The organism is Streptomyces poriferorum, from assembly GCF_019399235.1.
In the GTDB taxonomy this organism is placed as follows: domain Bacteria; phylum Actinomycetota; class Actinomycetes; order Streptomycetales; family Streptomycetaceae; genus Streptomyces; species Streptomyces poriferorum.
This window is the reverse complement of the sequence record NZ_JAELVH010000133.1, coordinates 19,243-36,917: the sequence shown is the minus strand read 5'-3', so window position 1 is coordinate 36,917 and position 17,675 is coordinate 19,243. Positions and strand designations below refer to the sequence as shown.

Here is a 17,675-nt window from a genome sequence, read left to right as displayed (position 1 = left end):
CGTCAGCTGCCGTCCTGCGTCGCCGGGCGAGCGGCACGCAGGACGGCAGCTGACGGAGGTTCCACCTCTCCGTACCGCCCGGTTTCCGTCCCGGTGGCCCCGCGCCACCGGGACGGGACCCTTCTCTCTCACCCGGAGGACGACCGTGTCCCAGAAGGCCAAGGGCTGGCTGCTCGTCGTCGCGGCGCTGGCCGGCCTCTGGCTGGTCCGGAACGGCGCCGACACACAGCTGACCCCGCCGGCCCCGGCCTCCGCCGATGCCTTCGCCGCCGGTCCCGGGCTGCTGCCCGGATCACCGGTCGCCGACCCGCTGCGGCCCTCCGCGCCCGTCCGCATCACGATTCCGGGCATCCGGGTGGACGCCCCGATGATGCGGCTCGGACTCGGACCGGACGGCAGCCTCGACGTACCGCCGGCCGAGAACACGGACATCGTCGGCTGGTACGAGGACGGCCCGCCGCCCGGCGCCAAGGGCACCGCGATCGTCGCCGGTCACGTCGACAACGCCCGGGGCCCGTCCGTCTTCTACGACCTGGGGTCGATGAAGAAGGGCAGCACCGTCGAAGTGCTCCGCCAGGACGGCCGCACCGCCGTCTTCTCGGTCGACGCGATCGAGGTGTACGAGAACGAGGACTTCCCCGACCGGCGGGTGTACGGGGCCTCGCAGCACGCCTCGCTGCGCCTGATCACCTGCGGCGGCGGGTTCTCCCCCGCGACCGGCTACGAGGGCAACGTGGTGGCGTACGCCCATCTCACCGGCGTGCGCTGAGGCCGGACCCGGCCCGTACCGGCGTGCGCTGAGGCCGGACCCGGCCCGCTACTGTCAGGCGCGAGTCCGGACCCGGCCCCGTCCCGTCAGGCGTGCCATCGGCCGTACCGTCAGGCCTGCCACTGGTCGAAGGCAAGCTTCGCGACCAGCGAGAAGACCACCACCAGCAGGACCCCGCGGACGAACTCGCTGCCCTTGCGCAGCGCCATCCGCGCCCCGAACAGGCCGCCCGCCAGGTTGAACACCGCCATCAGCGCGGCCAGCTGCCACATCACGTTGCCCTGGTACGCGAACATCGCCAGGGCCCCGCCGTTGGTGCAGACGTTGACGATCTTGGCGGTGGCGGAGGCCGTCACCAGGTCGAGGTGGAGCACCGCGGTGAGCGCCAGTACGAGGAAGGTGCCGGTGCCCGGTCCGAACAGCCCGTCGTACAGGCCGATGCCGCCGCCCACCAGGACGATCGCGGTGACGGTGCGGGCCCGGGTGACCTCGGGCGCCGTGCCGTCCTCGGCGGACCGGCCGAACTGGGGCCGCAGCATGACGAACGCGGCGACGGCCACCAGCACCACCATGATCACCGGGCGCAGCACCTCGCTGCTGATCCCGGCGGCGAAGAAGGCACCGGTCATCGATCCGGCGAGCGCCGCCAGCCCGATCCGCAGCGCTGTGCCGACCTTCACGGGCGCCTTGCGCGCGTAGGTGACGGCGGCGCCCGAGGTGCCGACGATCGCGACGGCCTTGTTCGTGCCGAGGATCTGGGCGGCCGGGACATGCGGCAGTCCGAGCAGCAGCGCGGGCAGCAGGAGGAGTCCGCCGCCCCCGACCACGGCGTCGATCCAGCCGGCCGCGGCTGCGGCGAGGCAGAGCACGACGAGGGTGGTCAGGGTGATGTCAGGCATGATCGCGACTTTAAGGAGAAGGTACGTGCCCCGTCCAACCGTCCCGGAATTCTTGAGCCACTTCTGAGGTGGGCCCTGTCGACGAAGGGCCCAGGGGCCGTCGGCGGCCCTCACAGGCACGTTCCGCGGACGCTGAGCGCAAGGTTCCTCCCGGGAAACAGGGGGGATCCGGACGGGTAACACCCTCCGGTCACGCTTCCTGTCATGAGGACACGGACGGAGAACACGGCGCGGGTGGTGGTGATCGGCGCCGGGATGGCGGGCGCACGCCTGGCCGCCCGGGTGCCCGATGTCACCGTCATCGGCGAGGAGTCGCACGCCCCCTACAACCGGGTGCTGCTGGCCGAGGTGCTGGCCGGGCGCTATCCGGCGGACGTGATCGCCCTTCCCCCGGCCGAGGTCAGGCGCGGGGTGCGGGTGGTGCGGATCGACCGGGACGACCGGCTGGTGCACTGCGACGACGGAAGCGTCGTGCGCTACGGGCGGCTGGTGCTGGCGACCGGGTCCAACCCGGTACTGCCGCCGCTGCGCGGGCTCGGGAACACGATGCCGGACGGGGTGCACGCCTTCCGCACCCTCGACGACTGCATGGCGCTGCGCGCCTCGGTGCGGCCGGGGGTGAGCGCGGTCGTCATCGGCGGCGGCCTCCTGGGTGTGTCGGCGGCCCGGGCGCTGGCCGAGTGCGGCGCCCAGGTGGTGCTGGCCCACCAGGGCGAGCACCTCATGGAGCGGCAGCTGGACGCGGAGTCGGCCGGCCTGCTCCGGAGCCATCTGGAGTCCCTCGGCGTCGAGGTGCACACCGAGTGCCGGGTCCGCGGGCTGCGCTGCGCCGGCGGTGCGGTCCGGGCCGTGGAGCTCGCCGACGGTTACGAGCTGGCGGCCGAGATCACCGTGCTGGCCTGCGGGGTGCGTCCCCGGACGGGCCTCGCGCAGGCGGCCGGTCTGGAGGTCCGCAAGGGCGTCGTCGTCGACGACGAGCTGCGCACCTCCGATCCGTACATCCACGCCGTGGGCGACTGCGCCGAGCACCGCTCCACCGTGTACGGGCTCGCGGGCCCGGCGCTGGAGCAGGCCGATGTGCTCACCGAGGTCCTGGCGGGCCGGCCGGCGCGTTACGAAGGTACCCGGGCCCTGACCCGGCTGACGCTCAACGGCCCGGCCGATCCCGGTACGGCATCGCTCGATCTCGCCGCGTTCGGCGACTCCCGGCCGCTGCCGGGCGACGACGTGATCCGGCTGACGGACGCCACCCGGGGCGCGTACCGCACGGTCGTCGTCCGCGGCGACCGGCTGGCGGGCGGTGTGCTGCTCGGTGATCTCGCCGCGGTCGGCACCCTGGCCCGCACCTGGCAGGACGACGCACCGCTCCCCGCCGAAACGTCCCTGCTCCACCTGCTCACCAACGACGGAGGCTTCTGAGATGCCGGTGTCCACTTTCCCGACCGCCCACACCGCCACCGCAGCAGCCGTGCCGACCATCGTGGTCGTCGGGCACGGAATGGTCGGCCAGCGGTTCCTGGAGGCCCTCGCCGACCGCGGACTGACGGCCTCCGCCGGCACCGCCCGCGTCGTCGTCCTGTGCGAGGAGCCCCGCCCCGCCTACGACCGGGTGCAGCTGACCTCGTACTTCTCGGGGAAGACCCCCGAGGACCTGTCGCTCGTCGAGCAGGGCTTCATGGAGCAGCACGGCTTCGAGCTGCGGATCGGTGACCCCGCCGAGTCCCTGGACCGCGAGGCGCGCACGGTCACCGCCCGCTCCGGCGAGACCTTCCGTTACGACACGCTGGTGCTGGCCACCGGCTCCTACCCGTTCGTCCCGCCCGTCCCGGGCAAGGACACCGAGGGCTGTTTCGTCTACCGCACGATCGAGGACCTGCTCGCGATCGAGGAGTACGCGAAGACGGCGACGACCGGCGCGGTCGTCGGCGGCGGACTCCTCGGCCTGGAGGCGGCGGGTGCGCTGAAGGGGCTCGGACTCGACACCCACGTGGTGGAGTTCGCGCCCCGGCTGATGCCCGTACAGGTCGACGAGGGCGGCGGCGCGGCGCTGCTGCGCACCATCGAGAACATGGGCCTGACCGTCCACACGGGCGTCGGCACCCAGGAGGTCACCGCGGGCGACGACGGCTCGGTGAACGGGATGTCGCTCTCCGACGGCTCGTCGCTCGCCACGGACCTGGTGGTCTTCTCGGCCGGCGTCAGGCCCCGCGACCAGCTGGCCCGGGACTGCGGACTGGCGGTCGGCCAGCGCGGCGGCATCATCGTCGACGAGGAGTGCCGCACTTCCGACCCGGCGGTCTTCGCGATCGGCGAGTGCGCGCTCGCCTCCGACGGCCGGGTGTACGGCCTGGTGGCGCCCGGCTACGAGATGGCGCAGACGGCCGCCGAGGTGATCGCGGGCAAGGAGGCGTCGTTCACCGGCGCCGACCTGTCGACGAAGCTGAAGCTGCTCGGTGTGGACGTGGCGTCCTTCGGTGACGCCCACGGCACCTCCGAGGGCTGCCTGGACGTCGTGTACGCGGACTCCCGCTCCGGCGTCTACAAGAAGCTGGTGATCGGCCAGGACGGCACGCTGCTCGGCGGGGTGCTCGTCGGGGACGCCGACCAGTACGGCACGCTGCGCCCGATGACGGGCACGGTCCTGCCGGTCGCCCCCGAGCAGCTGGTCCTGCCGGCCGGCGCGGGCGGCCCGGTCACCCTCGGCCCCTCCTCGCTGCCCGACGAGGCCGTGATCTGCTCCTGCCACAACGTCACCAAGGGCGCGATCTGCGAGCACACCACGCTGCCCGAGGTGAAGAAGTGCACCAAGGCCGGTACAGGCTGCGGCAGTTGCGTCAAGGTCATCGGCCAGCTGCTCCCACAGAGCCAGGACAAGGGCCTGTGCGGCTGCTTCTCGTACAACCGCAGCGAGCTGTACGAGATCGTCCGCGCCCTGGAGATCACGTCGTACGCCGAGCTGCTCGACTCGCACGGCCGAGAGGAGGCGCGCGGGGGTGAGGGCTGCGAGGTCTGCAAGCCCACGGTCGGCTCGATCATCGCCTCGCTGGCGCCCACGGTCGGCGCGAGCGGCTATGTCCTGGACGGCGAGCAGGCGGCCCTCCAGGACACCAACGACCACTTCCTGGCCAACCTCCAGCGCAACGGTTCGTACTCGATCGTGCCCCGCATCCCCGGCGGTGAGATCACCCCGGAGAAGCTGATCGTGATCGGTGAGGTGGCCCGGGACTTCGGCCTCTACACCAAGATCACCGGTGGTCAGCGGATCGACCTGTTCGGTGCCCGCGTCGACCAGCTGCCGCCGATCTGGGCGCGGCTGGTCGACGCGGGCTTCGAGTCGGGGCACGCGTACGGGAAGTCGCTGCGGACGGTCAAGTCCTGTGTGGGGCAGACGTGGTGCCGCTACGGCGTGCAGGACTCCGTGAAGATGGCGATCGACCTGGAGCTGCGCTACCGGGGCCTGCGCTCCCCGCACAAGCTGAAGTCGGCGGTCTCCGGATGCGCCCGCGAGTGCGCCGAGGCGCGCGGCAAGGACTTCGGGATCATCGCCACGGCCGGCGGCTGGAACCTGTACGTGGGCGGCAACGGCGGCGCCACCCCGCGCCACGCGGACCTGCTCGCCCAGGACATGTCCGACGCCGAACTGGTCCGTCTCATCGACCGGTTCCTGATGTTCTACATCCGCACGGCGGACCGGCTGGAGCGCACCTCGACCTGGCTGGACCGGATCGAGGGCGGCCTGGAGCACGTACGGGACGTCGTCGTCCACGACTCGCTGGGACTCTGCGACGAGTTGGAGCGGCTGATGGCCGACCACGTCCGCGGCTACCGCGACGAGTGGGCCGAGACCATCAACGACCCGGAGCGGCTGCGCCGATTCGTCACCTTCGTCAACGCACCCGACGCACCCGACCCGTCGGTGAAGTTCGTCCCGGAACGCGACCAGGTCAAGCCCGACCTGGACATCCTCGCGGGCCCGGTTCTCGCCATCCGCACTCTTGAAGGGACCGCCTCCTGATGACGACCCAGACGATGAACGGGACGATGGAGACCGCGCAGGACACCGGGGTCATCCGGCTCGCCGCCGGGGACGACTGGTTCGCGGTCTGCGACCGCTCGCTGCTGACGCCGGGCCGCGGAGTCGCCGCGCTCCTCCCGGACGGCCGGCAGGTCGCGCTGTTCGTGGACCGGGCGGGACGCATGTACGCGATCGACAACCGCGATCCGTTCACCGGCGCGTACGTCCTGTCGCGCGGGCTGGTCGGTTCGGAGGGCGGGCAGCCCTTCGTCGCCTCGCCGCTCCTGAAGCAGCGCTTCGACCTGGCGACGGGCGCCTGCCTGGACGACGACGAGGTCTCGGTGCCGGTCTTCGAAGTCCGCGCGGACTGAAGGGACCGGGGCGGTCCGGGACCGGACCCCGACGGACCCGGACCGGACTCCGACAGGCCCGGGACGGGGCCGGGGGCGGTCCGCGCCGACTGATCCTGTTCCGTTCACCGCCTGTTGACGCTCCGTCAACTGCGTCCCTCTACTGTCCTGACGTTCGACCCGCCGGGCCGACCGGACCGGCGGGCCCTCACGTCACCCGTGGAGTGATCGTGGAACGTCGGACCTTCTTGCGCACAGCGGTGATCGGCGGCTCGGCGGCGGCCTTCGGCGGCACCCTGTGGCGGGGTGCCGCCTTCGCCGGCCCCGCCCAGCCGGCCACCGGCCCGTACGGCGCGCTGCAGGCGGCCAACGGCAACGGCATCCTGCTGCCGAGCGGCTTCACCAGCAGAATCGTCGCCCGCTCGGGGCAGACCGTCCCCGGTACGTCGTACGCCTGGCACAGCGCGCCCGACGGGGGTGCCACGTTCGCAGACGGCAGCGGCTGGATCTACGTCTCCAACGCCGAGGTGTCCTCCGGCAGCGGCGGCGGGGCGAGCGCGGTGCGCTTCAACTCCTCCGGGACCGTCACCTCCGCCTCCCGGATCCTGTCCGGCACCAACAACAACTGCGCGGGCGGCCGAACCCCGTGGAACACCTGGCTGTCCTGCGAGGAGGTCAGCCGCGGGTTCGTCTACGAGACGGACCCGTGGGGCGTGAACGCCGCCGTGCAGCGCCCGGCGCTGGGCCGCTTCAAGCACGAGGCCGCGGCGGCCGACCCGGACCACGGCTACGTCTACCTCACCGAGGACGAGACGGACGGCCGCTTCTACCGCTTCCGCCCCACCACCTGGGGCAACCTGTCCTCCGGCACCCTCCAGGTCCTGGTGGCGGGCACCGGCAACTCCGGCCCGGTGACCTGGGCGACGGTCCCCGACCCGGACGGCTCGCCCACCCTGACCCGCTACCAGGTCTCCGGCGCCAAGGTGTTCAACGGCGGCGAGGGCTGCTTCTACGCGGCGGGTACCTGCTGGTTCACCACCAAGGGCGACAACCGGGTGTGGGCGTACGACGCGAACGCGTCCAGCATCTCGCTCGCCTACGACGACTCGCTGGTCACCGGCGGCAGCGCCCCGCTCACGGGCGTCGACAACGTCACGCGGTCCGCTTCGGGCGACCTGTACGTCGCCGAGGACGGCGGGAACATGGAGATCTGCCTGATCACCCCGGACGACACCGTCGCCCCGTTCCTGCGGATCAGCGGCCAGTCCGGCTCGGAGATCACCGGCCCGGCGTTCTCCCCGGACGGCACCCGGCTCTACTTCTCCTCGCAGCGCGGGACGAGCGGAAGCTCCTCCGGCGGCATCACGTACGAGGTCACGGGGCCGTTCCGCGGCTGACACACGGGGCTCCGGCCGCGCGGTGCCCGTACCGGCACCGCGCGGCTGTCTCCCCCGCCATCAGGCGGGCTGGCCGCCGGCCTCCACGGCCGCCGGGTCCATCCAGATGACCTCCCAGATGTGGTGGTCCGGGTCCTGGAAGGAACGCCCGTACATGAAGCCGAGGTCCTGGGTCTCGTTGGCGGGCGATCCGCCGGAGGCGAGCGCCGTGTCCGCCAGCTCGTCCACCTTCTCGCGGCTCTCGGCGCTCAGCGCCAGGATCACCTCGGTGTGCGTCGAGGCGTCCGTGATCTCCTTCTTGGTGAAGTCCTTGAAGCGCGGCTCCTCAAGGAGCATGGCGAAGATCGTGTCGCTGATGACGAGACAGGCGGTGTGCTCGTCGCTGAACTGGGGGTTGAAGGAGTAACCCAGCTTGCCGAAAAAGCCCTTGGTCGTCTCCAGGTCCTTGACCGGCAGGTTCACGAAGATCATCTGAGGCATGGCCGTCCCGCTCTCTCGGTGGTGTCCCGGTGCGTTGCTCGAACGCGCTTTACGACAGGTAGACGCCGGACCCGCCGGGAACTCATCGGCGCCGGACGAAAAATCCTTCCCGCGCGGCGCCGGACGGAAAACCTCCCCCGGCGCACGGGGGGCGGAGGCGGAGCAGGCTCAGGAGACGGCGATCGGCGCGCCGCCCCGCAGCAGCGAGCCGCCCAGCGGGGTGAGCGTGTGCAGGACCGAGCTGCCGTGGCGCAGGGTGTGGACCAGGCCCGCCTCGCGCAGCACACAGGCGTGCTGGCTGGCCGAGGCGAGGGACACCCCGGCCCGGCGGGCGAGTTCGCTGGTCGTGCAGCCGTCGCCTATGACCCGCAGGACCGTCGAGCGGGTGTTCCCGAGCAGCCGGCCGAGCCAGGGGCCCGGTTCGGCGAACACCGGGGCGGCGGCGTGGGTGACGGGGTAGACGAGCACCGGCGGGAGCAGCGGGTCCCGGTAGACGACCGGGGTGCCGCGGCAGAAGAACGACGGCTGGAGGAGCAGGCCGCGGCCGTCCAGGTGGAGTTCCCGGTCGACCGGGTAGTCCGCCTCCAGTACGGGTGCCCGCCAGCGGATCACCGGTGGGAGCGAGGCGAGCAGTTCTTCGGCGCCACCGTCCAGGAGTGCGCGGCCGCGGAGGGCACGGTCGGCCTCGACGCTGGCCTGGATGTGCGGCCAGTACGGCTCGACGGCGGCCCGGTGGTAGGCGCGCAGCACGCCGATGAGCCGGCCCAGGGGCTCGGCCCGGCCCTCGCCCAGCGCGTCCAGCGCCACGGGCCGGACCGCCTGCCGGGCCGCGCCGCGGCCACCGGCCGCCGCCTGGGCGCCCAGCACCGCCAGTTCGGCCCGCAGCCGCTCGGGCGGAGTGTCGCGCAGGGCCTCCATTCCGGTGGTGAAGTCCATCGGTTCGGCGCCTTCCCGAGAAGGCGTCAGGAAGTCCGGGAAATAGCCGCGCGGTGGAACCACGGCAGACAGCAGACGTACTTCACCATTCAACCGCGGTCGCGCTTCCGAGCGCCATTTCCCGAACACCGTGGAAGCCCGCCGGTCCCTCAGCCGGTGAAAGCTGAGAATGGTCTCCCATAATGCGTCCGGCCCGGTGGCCATCCGCACCTTGGAAAGGTCCCACCCGGAGACATGGATACGCAGCACCGAACCCCCACCCCTTGCACCTGCAATTGCCCCCGCGTCAGAGTATGCGAAGAGTTACTACACGTCACCACGGGGTTTCGGCCAGAGGTGAAACGTCTCGCCCCGACCCACCATCACCCGAAAGGCTGTACGACGTCGGGTGCGATTCCGAAGCCACCGGAAGAGCGAGTGAAGGCCGTGGGGGGTTTTGCTCGTTCGGCGGCGGTTGGCGACGGTGCGGCTCCGCACTCGACGGGGGTAAGCCGGGTGCGGTCCATGGATGGGGATCCATGGACCGCACCCCGGTCCCGTTCCGGCCCATCTCTTTGCGCATTAAACGAAGCAATGAAGAGACCCGAGGGATTGTGGAAAGCGCTCACATTCCACGGGGATCCCGGGCGCATGACAAGGCGGCGGCACCCCCGCACAGGGTGCCGCCGCCTCAGGGAATTCCGCGGCCGCCGCCCGACCGATGAGGGTCGCCCGGTCCTGCGGCAGCCGGCGGAATCAGTGGCTCTGCCGCCTCAGCGGCTGTCGCTGCCCCGCGACTCCGCAGCCGCCCGGCCCGCCTCCAGGCGGGCCACCGGAATGCGGAAGGGGGAACAGGAGACGTAGTCCAGGCCCACCTCGTGGAAGAAGTGCACCGACTCGGGGTCCCCGCCGTGCTCGCCGCAGACGCCGAGCTTCAGGTCGGGACGGGTGGCCTTGCCGGCCGCGACCGCGCTGCGCACCAGCGACCCGACTCCGTCCTTGTCGATCGTCTCGAACGGCGACACCCCGAAGATGCCCTTCTCCAGGTACGCGGTGAAGAACGAGGCCTCCACGTCGTCGCGGGAGAAGCCCCACACCGTCTGCGTCAGGTCGTTGGTGCCGAAGGAGAAGAACTCCGCGGCCTCGGCGATCTGGCCGGCGGTCAGAGCGGCGCGCGGCAGCTCGATCATCGTGCCGATCTTCAGCTTGAGGTTCGTGCCCGTGGCCGCCTGGACCTCGGCGATGACCCGGTCGGCCTCCTCGCGGACGATCTCCAGCTCCTGGACCGTGCCGACGAGCGGGATCATGATCTCCGCGCGCGGGTCGCCCTTGGCGTTCTTGCGCTCCGCTGCGGCCTCGGCGATCGCCCGCACCTGCATGGCGAACAGGCCGGGGATGACCAGACCGAGCCGGACCCCGCGCAGACCGAGCATCGGGTTCTGCTCGTGCAGCTTGTGCACGGCCTGCAGCAGCCGGAGGTCGTTCTCGTTGGCGTCCTTGCGGGACTCCGCGAGCGCCACCCGGACCGAGAGCTCGGTGATGTCGGGCAGGAACTCGTGCAGCGGCGGGTCCAGCAGCCGTACGGTGACGGGCAGCCCGTCCATCGCCTCGAAGAGCTCGATGAAGTCGGCCTTCTGGAGCGGCAGCAGCTGCTCCAGGGCCGTCTCGCGCTCCTGGTCGGTGTCGGCCAGGATCAGCTTCTCGACCATCTCGCGGCGCTCGCCGAGGAACATGTGCTCGGTGCGGCACAGCCCGATGCCCTGGGCGCCGAAGCGGCGGGCCCGCAGGGCGTCCTCGGCGTTGTCCGCGTTGGCCCGCACCCGCAGCCGGCGCACCCGGTCCGCGTACGCCATGATCCGGTGCACGGCGGCGACCAGCTCGTCGGCGTCGTCGGCGCCCGCGTGCATCCGGCCCTCGAAGTACTCGACGACCGGCGACGGTACGACGGGCACCTCGCCGAGGTACACCTTGCCGGTCGAGCCGTCGATGGAGACGACGTCGCCCTCCTCGATGACCCGCCCGCCCACCGTCATCCGGCGGCGCTTGGTGTCGACCTCCAGGTCCTCGGCGCCGCAGACACAGGTCTTGCCCATGCCGCGGGCGACGACGGCCGCGTGCGAGGTCTTGCCACCGCGCGAGGTCAGGATGCCCTCGGCCGCGATCATGCCGTCGAGGTCGTCCGGGTTGGTCTCACGGCGGATGAGAATGACCTTCTCGCCGGAGCGGGACCACTTCACCGCGGTGTACGAGTCGAAGACGGCCTTGCCGACCGCGGCGCCCGGCGACGCGGCGATGCCGCGCCCCAGCCGCTCCGTCTTCGCCTCGTCGTCGAAGCGCGGGAACATCAGCTGCGCGAGCTGAGCGCCGTTGACGCGCTGGAGCGCCTCCGCCTCGTCGATGAGTCCCTGGTCGACGAGCTGGGTGGCGATCCGGAAGGCGGCACCGGCGGTGCGCTTGCCGACCCGGGTCTGGAGCATCCACAGCTGGCCGCGCTCGATGGTGAACTCGATGTCGCAGAGGTCCTTGTAGTGGGTCTCCAGCGTCTCCATGATCTGCATCAGCTGGTCGTACGACTTCTTGTCGATGGACTCCAGCTCGGCGAGCGGCACGGTGTTGCGGATGCCCGCGACGACGTCCTCGCCCTGCGCGTTCTGCAGGTAGTCGCCGTACACGCCCTGGTGGCCGCTGGCGGGGTCACGGGTGAACGCGACGCCCGTACCGGAGTCGGGGCCGAGGTTGCCGAAGACCATGGAGCAGACGTTGACCGCGGTGCCGAGGTCGCCGGGGATGCGCTCCTGGCGGCGGTAGAGCTTGGCCCGGTCGGTGTTCCACGAGTCGAAGACCGCCTTTATGGCCAGGTCCATCTGCTCGCGCGGGTCCTGCGGGAAGTCGCGCCCCGCGTCCCGCGTGACGATCTTCTTGAACTGCTTGACCAGCTTCTTCAGGTCGGCCGCGTCGAGGTCCACGTCGACGGTGACGCCCTTGGCCTCCTTGGCGCCCTCCAGCGCCTCCTCGAAGAGGTCGCCGTCGACCCCGAGGACGGTCTTGCCGAACATCTGGATCAGGCGGCGGTAGGAGTCCCAGGCGAACCGCTCGTCGCCGGACTGGGCGACGAGGCCGACGACGGAGGCGTCGGAGAGGCCGATGTTGAGGACCGTGTCCATCATGCCGGGCATCGAGAACTTGGCGCCGGAGCGGACGGACACCAGCAGCGGGTCGTCGGCCTGGCCGAGCTTCTTGCCCATCCGCGCCTCAAGGGCGTCGAGGTGCGCACTCACCTCGTCGCGCAGCGCGGCCGGCTCGTCGCCGCTGTCCAGGTAGACCTTGCAGGCCTCGGTGGTGATGGTGAAACCCGGAGGAACCGGAAGCCCGAGGTTGGTCATCTCGGCGAGGTTCGCACCCTTCCCGCCGAGAAGGTCCTTCAGTTCCTTGTTGCCCTCGGTGAAGTCGTAGACGAACTTCTGAAGGTCTTCGTTTTCCGACACGGGTCTCGACTCCTCGACGACGCGGTGGCTGCCCTGACGGCGAGGAACATACCCAGATCGAAGGTGTCTGGGTACGTGCGCTTGCGCGTCGTGCGGCCTCAACCACCCGTCCGCCAGCAGATCGAAAGTGGAGCACTCTCCAGCCCGATCCAGCGAAAGCATTCACTTCTTGAATGAATGAACACGCACGGCACCCGATTCCGACCCTCTCCATCACGCTGCGCGAGAAAGGCATCGATCGATCAAAGTAGAGCCTCTTGGCACCCAGTGCCATCATTTGAGAAGTGCACCCCCCTCAAAGACGCTCATCTGAGCAATGCACCCATCAGGCGTGGCGAGGATCACGCCGAGAGCGGCGCTCAGATGTCACCATACGGACGCCTCGCAGGCAGCCCTGGGTGACCCTGTGATCACGTGAAGCCACACGTGCGAGGCGAAAGTGACCCATGAGGCCCCGCCGGTCGACGGATCCGGCCGGATCTCTTCGATTCTCGCCAGATTCAACGCTCAAATGAGCAATGGGGGTGGTGGGGCACCCGGTGCCCCACCACCCCCACGAGGTGTCACTCCGCGCACAGGCGGATCTCAGCCGCCCGACGTGTCCAGTTCCGCGTCCGCGCTGACGCCCGAGCAGTCGTACGGGTCCTTCAGCCAGCCGTCCGGGAGCACGACCCGGTTGTTGCCCGAGGTACGCCCTCGGGGGCCGTCGGCGCCGTCCGGCCAGGGCTGGTCCAGCTCCAGTTCGTGCAGCTGCGAGCCGAGCTCCTCCAGCGACGAGGTGATCGCCAGCTTCTTGCGCATCTCGGAGCCGACCGCGAAGCCCTTCAGGTACCAGGCCACGTGCTTGCGGAAGTCGATCACACCGCGGGTCTCGTCACCGATCCACTCCCCCAGCAGCGTCGCGTGCCGGAGCATCACGTCCGCGACGGTGCGCAGGGTGGGCGCCTGCCGGGTCTCCGTGCCCTCGAAGGCGCTCACCAGGTCGCCGAAGAGCCAGGGCCGGCCCAGGCAGCCGCGGCCCACGACCACGCCGTCGCAGCCGGTCTCGCGCATCATCCGCAGCGCGTCGTCCGCGCACCAGATGTCGCCGTTGCCGAGGACGGGGATCTCGGGGACGTGCTCCTTGAGCCGGGCGATGGCGTCCCAGTCGGCGGTGCCGCCGTAGTGCTGGGCGGCCGTCCGGCCGTGCAGGGCGACGGCCGTGACACCTTCCTCGACGGCGATCCGGCCGGCGTCGAGGAAGGTGATGTGGTCGTCGTCGATGCCCTTGCGCATCTTGATGGTGACCGGCAGGTCGCCCGCGTTGGAGACGGCCTGGTTGAGGATCGCGCGCAGCAGCGGCCTCTTGTACGGCAGCGCCGAGCCGCCGCCCTTGCGGGTCACCTTGGGTACCGGGCAGCCGAAGTTCAGGTCGATGTGGTCGGCGAGGTTCTCGTCGACGATCATGCGGACGGCCTTGCCGACCGTGACCGGGTCCACTCCGTACAGCTGGATCGAGCGCGGGGTCTCGGTCGCGTCGAAGCGGATGAGCTGCATCGTCTTCTCGTTGCGCTCGACCAGCGCCCGCGTCGTGATCATCTCGCTGACGAACAGCCCCTTGCCGCCCGAGAACTCCCGGCACAGGGTGCGGAAGGGGGCGTTGGTGATGCCGGCCATGGGGGCCAGGACCACCGGTGGCTGCACGGTGTGCGGGCCGATGCGGAGCAGCTGGGGCGAGGGGGCGAGCGTGGTCATTCCCCCATTGTCGCGTACGCCGGGAACTGCTCCCGCGGCCCGGGCGGCCGGGTGGCGCGGGCCCGTTGTCAGTACGTGCACGTAGCGTGAGGGTGTTGTTACGGAACCAGTGAACGAGGGACACGATGACCATGCACCCCACCCGCCGCTTAGGCGCCACCGCGTCGATGACCACGCACCCCACCCGCCGCACCCTGCTCTCGCTGGGCACCGCGGGCGCCGCCGGTGCGCTGCTCGTCGCCGCCGGACCCTCTCGGGCCGCCGCGTGGACCGCGGGCCCCGGCTCCGCCGCCGTCCGGCTGCGCGAGCTGGAGCGCGTCCACGGCGCCCGGGTCGGCGCGTTCGCGTACAACCTGGCCACCGGGGCGGCCGTCCGCCACCGGGCCGATGTGCGGTTTCCCATGCTCTCCACGTTCAAGACGCTCGCCGCGGCGGCCGTGCTGAGGGACCTGGACCGGGACGGCGAGGTGCTCGGCCGGCTCGTCCGCTACACGAAGGAGGACTGCGTCCCCGATTCCCGGATCACCGACACCCCGGAATGCCTCGCGAGCGGGCTGACCATCGAGCGGCTCTGCGAAGCGGCGGTCTGCGACAGCGACAACACCGCGGCCAACCTGCTGCTGCGCGAGCTCGGCGGGCCGCGTGCGGTCACCCGTTTCAGCTGCTCGATCGGTGACCGGGTGACACGGCTCGACCGCTGGGAGCCCGTGCTCAACTCGGCCGAGCCCGGGCGGCGCACGGACACCACCACACCGGCCGCCATCGCTCGCGACTACGCCCGGCTCGTGCTCGGGGACGCCCTGGAAGCCCGCGACCGCGAGCGGCTGACCGGCTGGCTGCTGAACTGCCGGACCAGCGGAACGCGTTTCCGGGCCGGTCTGCCGCCGGAGTGGACGGTGGCGGACAAGACCGGCGGAGGCTCCTACGGCAGTTGCAACGACGTGGGCATCGCGTGGACACCGGACGGCACCCCGGTGGTGCTGGCCGTGCTGACGACCAAGCCGGACGGGGACGCGGGGGCGGCCGGGGACCATCCGCTGGTGGCCCGGGCGGCCGAGGCGCTGGCAGCGGAAGTCGTTAGTTAGCCGTACTATCCATGCATGCCTGAGCTCAGCCACCGGCGGCGGATGCTCGTACTGGCGATCTGTTGCATGAGCCTCCTGATCGTCAGCCTCGACAACACCGTCCTGAACGTCGCCCTGCCCGCCATGCGCCATGACCTGGACGCGAGCGTCGCAGGGATGCAGTGGACGATCGACGCGTACACGCTCGTCCTTGCCTCCCTGCTGATGCTCGCGGGTTCCACCGCCGACCGGATCGGCAGACGCAAGGTCTTCATGGCCGGGCTCGTCCTGTTCACCGTGGGCTCGGCGCTCTGCTCGCTGGCGCCCAGCCTGGAGACGCTCATCGCGTTCCGGATGGTGCAGGCCGTCGGTGGCTCGATGCTCAACCCGGTGGCGATGTCGATCATCACCAACACCTTCACCGACCCCCGCGAGCGTGCCCGCGCGATCGGCGTGTGGGGCGCGGTCGTCGGCATCTCCATGGCGGCGGGACCGGTGGTCGGCGGCCTCCTGGTCGATTCGGTCGGCTGGCGGTCGATCTTCTGGATCAACCTGCCGATCGGCATCGCCGCACTGCTGCTGACCTGGCGGCACGTCCCCGAGTCCCGCGCCCCGAAGGCGCGCCGCCCGGATCCGGTGGGCCAGCTGCTGGTGATCACGCTGCTGGGCTCGCTGACGTACGCGATCATCGAGGCGCCGCAGAAGGGCTGGACCTCGGCGGAGATCCTGTTCTTCGCCGCGCTCGCGGCGGCCTCCCTGGCCGGTCTGCTGGTGTACGAGGCCCGGCGCACCGACCCGTTGATCGACCTGCGCTTCTTCCGCAGCGTCCCCTTCAGCGGGGCCACCGTCATCGCGGTCAGCGCCTTCGCCGCCCTCGGCGGCTTCCTCTTCCTCAACACCCTCTATCTGCAGGACGTACGGGGGCTCAGCGCACTCGACGCCGGGCTCTACATGCTGCCGATGGCGGCCGTGGTCTGCGTCCTGTCACCGTTCTCGGGCCGGCTCGTCGCCAGTCGCGGGCCGCGCATCCCGCTGCTGGTCGCGGGCGTCGCGATCGCGGTGAGCGGGCTGATGTTCGCGGCGTTCGACGCGGAGACCGGCACGGCCTCGATGTTCACCGCCTATGTGCTGTTCGGCCTGGGCTTCGGCGCCGTGAACGCGCCCATCACCAACACCGCCGTCTCCGGAATGCCCCGCTCCCAGGCGGGCGTCGCCGCGGCGGTCGCGTCGACCAGCCGCCAGATCGGCCAGACGCTGGGCGTCGCCGTGATCGGCGCGGTCCTCGCGGCGGGAGTGGCCGACGCCGGTTCCTCGTACGGCACCGGGACGGCGGGCGACTTCGTCGCGGCGAGCAGGGCCGCCTGGTGGATCATCACCGGCTGCGGGGTGTGCGTCCTGCTGGTCGGCACGGTGAGCAGCGGTCGCTGGGCCCGGGGCACCGCCCGCCGGACCGCGGAACGGCTGGAGGAGCCTGCGGTCGCGGCCCCGTCCGGTTCGCCCGCGAGTCAGTCCTCGAGGTCGAGCACCAGGGCCTGAAGCCGCTCCGCCTCACTCACGCGCCCGCGGGTCAGTCCTCCGCGTCGGCCACCAGGGCCTGAAGGCGCTCCAGCCGCTCGCGGGTCTCCTCGTCACGCGGTGCGTAGGTGACGAGCCTCGGTCCGGACGACGGGCCGAGCCAGAGGTCGGTGGTCTCCAGCCGCAGCAGCCCCACGTGGGCGTTGCGGAAGATCTTGGACCGTGCGCCGGGGCCGAGGACCTCGTGTCGCGCCCAGGCCTCCCGGAATTCCGGTGATTCCGCCTCCAGGCGCTTGAGCAGGGCCTTCCAGGAGGGCTCGGCGAGGTGTCCGGCCATCGAGGCACGGAACTTCGCGGTCATGAGGCGCGTCACCGCGGCCACGTCCATGACGGAGGTGCGCCATTCCTCGTTCGTGAAGGCCAGCAGCATGACGTTGCGGTCCGCGACCGGGACGGCGTCCATGTCACACAGCATCCGGCCGTAGGTGCGGTTGTGGGCGAGGATGTCGTACCGGCTGTTCTGCACGCAGGCGGGGATCGGCTCCAGCTGCCGCAGCAGGGTGCGCAGCGCCGGGGTGATGCTCGGGCACTCGGTGTCGGGCGCCGGGTCCACCGCTCCCGCGAGGGAGAACAGATGGGTGCGCTCGCTGCGGTCCAGCAGCAGGGCGCGGGCGAGCGCGTCGAGGACCTGGGGCGAGACCTGGATGTCGCGGGCCTGTTCGAGCCAGGTGTACCAGGTGACGCCGACGGCGGAGAGCTGGGCGACCTCCTCGCGGCGCAGCCCGGGCGTGCGCCTGCGGCCGCCCCGGACCAGCCCTACCTGCTCGGGGGTGATCCGCTCCCGACGGCTGCGCAGGAAGTCCGCGAGCTCGTGCCGCCGGACGTCGGTCCCGGTTGCGTCCGGGACATCGGCCGCCTGATTCCGCGGCGCTTCCGGGTCCCTGCGGGCTGCCGTCACCATCGTCGTCATTCCTCCAGCATGCGGGACAGGCCGAAGCCGTGGCAGGTGCTTCTGGTACCAGGATAAAGACACTCTGGTACCAGGCTCCGGG

13 protein-coding genes are annotated in these 17,675 nt (G+C 71.1%); 7 read left to right on the top strand and 6 right to left on the bottom strand.

Going from position 1 to position 17,675, the window contains the following annotated elements; translation table 11 throughout:
• Window positions 1-145: 145 nt before the first annotated feature.
• On the top strand, window positions 146-769 hold the full coding sequence (locus JGS39_RS22575) for a class F sortase (RefSeq protein ID WP_219571194.1): 624 nt from the start codon (window positions 146-148) through the stop codon (window positions 767-769).
• 110 nt (window positions 770-879) lie between these two features.
• Here the strand turns inward: JGS39_RS22575 and JGS39_RS22570 are convergent, their stop codons facing one another.
• Window positions 880-1,668, bottom strand: a complete 789-nt coding sequence (locus JGS39_RS22570; RefSeq protein ID WP_219571193.1) for a sulfite exporter TauE/SafE family protein — start codon at window positions 1,666-1,668, stop codon at window positions 880-882.
• Between the two features lie 204 nt (window positions 1,669-1,872).
• Between JGS39_RS22570 and JGS39_RS22565 the strand changes: the two genes are divergently transcribed.
• From JGS39_RS22565 to JGS39_RS22550, 4 genes are all read left to right on the top strand, one after another.
• A complete protein-coding gene (locus tag JGS39_RS22565) occupies window positions 1,873-3,087 on the top strand; it encodes an NAD(P)/FAD-dependent oxidoreductase (RefSeq protein WP_219571192.1) in 1,215 nt (404 codons plus the stop codon).
• Window position 3,088: 1 nt separating this feature from the next.
• Window positions 3,089-5,683 carry a nitrite reductase large subunit NirB gene (gene nirB, locus JGS39_RS22560; RefSeq protein WP_219571191.1) on the top strand — a complete coding sequence of 865 codons (2,595 nt, stop codon included), beginning with the start codon at window positions 3,089-3,091 and terminating at the stop codon, window positions 5,681-5,683.
• Window positions 5,683-6,054, top strand: coding sequence for a nitrite reductase small subunit NirD (nirD, locus tag JGS39_RS22555; protein WP_219571190.1), 372 nt, complete (start codon window positions 5,683-5,685; stop codon window positions 6,052-6,054). Before nirB ends, nirD begins: the two co-directional genes overlap by 1 nt.
• Window positions 6,055-6,263: 209 nt before the next feature.
• Entirely contained in the window at window positions 6,264-7,430 is a 1,167-nt protein-coding gene (locus tag JGS39_RS22550) for an alkaline phosphatase PhoX (RefSeq protein WP_219571189.1), read from the top strand.
• A 60-nt stretch (window positions 7,431-7,490) separates the two neighbouring features.
• Here JGS39_RS22550 and JGS39_RS22545 read toward each other — a convergent pair whose 3' ends face one another.
• From JGS39_RS22545 to dusB, 4 genes are all read right to left on the bottom strand, one after another.
• Window positions 7,491-7,910, bottom strand: a complete 420-nt coding sequence (locus JGS39_RS22545; RefSeq protein ID WP_219571188.1) for a VOC family protein — start codon at window positions 7,908-7,910, stop codon at window positions 7,491-7,493.
• A gap of 168 nt (window positions 7,911-8,078) precedes the next feature.
• Window positions 8,079-9,095, bottom strand: coding sequence for an ArsR/SmtB family transcription factor (locus JGS39_RS22540; protein ID WP_306070018.1), 1,017 nt, complete (start codon window positions 9,093-9,095; stop codon window positions 8,079-8,081).
• Between the two features lie 503 nt (window positions 9,096-9,598).
• Window positions 9,599-12,310 (bottom strand): pyruvate, phosphate dikinase, encoded by a 2,712-nt coding sequence (ppdK, locus tag JGS39_RS22535; RefSeq protein ID WP_219571187.1) that lies wholly within the window; start codon window positions 12,308-12,310, stop codon window positions 9,599-9,601.
• Window positions 12,311-12,895: 585 nt separating this feature from the next.
• Window positions 12,896-14,044: a tRNA dihydrouridine synthase DusB gene (gene dusB, locus JGS39_RS22530; protein WP_219571186.1), complete on the bottom strand. Its 1,149-nt coding sequence runs from the start codon at window positions 14,042-14,044 to the stop codon at window positions 12,896-12,898.
• 131 nt (window positions 14,045-14,175) lie between these two features.
• Between dusB and bla the strand changes: the two genes are divergently transcribed.
• On the top strand, window positions 14,176-15,129 hold the full coding sequence (gene bla / locus JGS39_RS22525) for a class A beta-lactamase (RefSeq protein ID WP_219571200.1): 954 nt from the start codon (window positions 14,176-14,178) through the stop codon (window positions 15,127-15,129).
• 15 nt (window positions 15,130-15,144) lie between these two features.
• Window positions 15,145-16,644 carry an MFS transporter gene (locus tag JGS39_RS22520; protein ID WP_219571185.1) on the top strand — a complete coding sequence of 500 codons (1,500 nt, stop codon included), beginning with the start codon at window positions 15,145-15,147 and terminating at the stop codon, window positions 16,642-16,644.
• A gap of 31 nt (window positions 16,645-16,675) precedes the next feature.
• On the opposite strand, the gene JGS39_RS22515 is transcribed toward JGS39_RS22520, so the two are convergent.
• Window positions 16,676-17,593 carry a helix-turn-helix transcriptional regulator gene (locus JGS39_RS22515; RefSeq protein WP_371930387.1) on the bottom strand — a complete coding sequence of 306 codons (918 nt, stop codon included), beginning with the start codon at window positions 17,591-17,593 and terminating at the stop codon, window positions 16,676-16,678.
• Window positions 17,594-17,675: the final 82 nt, after the last annotated feature.

Coding starts and splice junctions, on each gene's coding strand:
- JGS39_RS22570 (WP_219571193.1), bottom strand. CDS start 1,668: ATGCCTGACATCACCCTGACCACCCTCGTCGTGCTCTGCCTCGCCGCA.
- JGS39_RS22565 (WP_219571192.1), top strand. CDS start 1,873: ATGAGGACACGGACGGAGAACACGGCGCGGGTGGTGGTGATCGGCGCC.
- nirB (WP_219571191.1), top strand. CDS start 3,089: ATGCCGGTGTCCACTTTCCCGACCGCCCACACCGCCACCGCAGCAGCC.
- nirD (WP_219571190.1), top strand. CDS start 5,683: ATGACGACCCAGACGATGAACGGGACGATGGAGACCGCGCAGGACACC.
- JGS39_RS22545 (WP_219571188.1), bottom strand. CDS start 7,910: ATGCCTCAGATGATCTTCGTGAACCTGCCGGTCAAGGACCTGGAGACG.
- dusB (WP_219571186.1), bottom strand. CDS start 14,044: ATGACCACGCTCGCCCCCTCGCCCCAGCTGCTCCGCATCGGCCCGCAC.
- bla (WP_219571200.1), top strand. CDS start 14,176: ATGCACCCCACCCGCCGCTTAGGCGCCACCGCGTCGATGACCACGCAC.
- JGS39_RS22520 (WP_219571185.1), top strand. CDS start 15,145: ATGCCTGAGCTCAGCCACCGGCGGCGGATGCTCGTACTGGCGATCTGT.
- JGS39_RS22515 (WP_371930387.1), bottom strand. CDS start 17,593: ATGACGACGATGGTGACGGCAGCCCGCAGGGACCCGGAAGCGCCGCGG.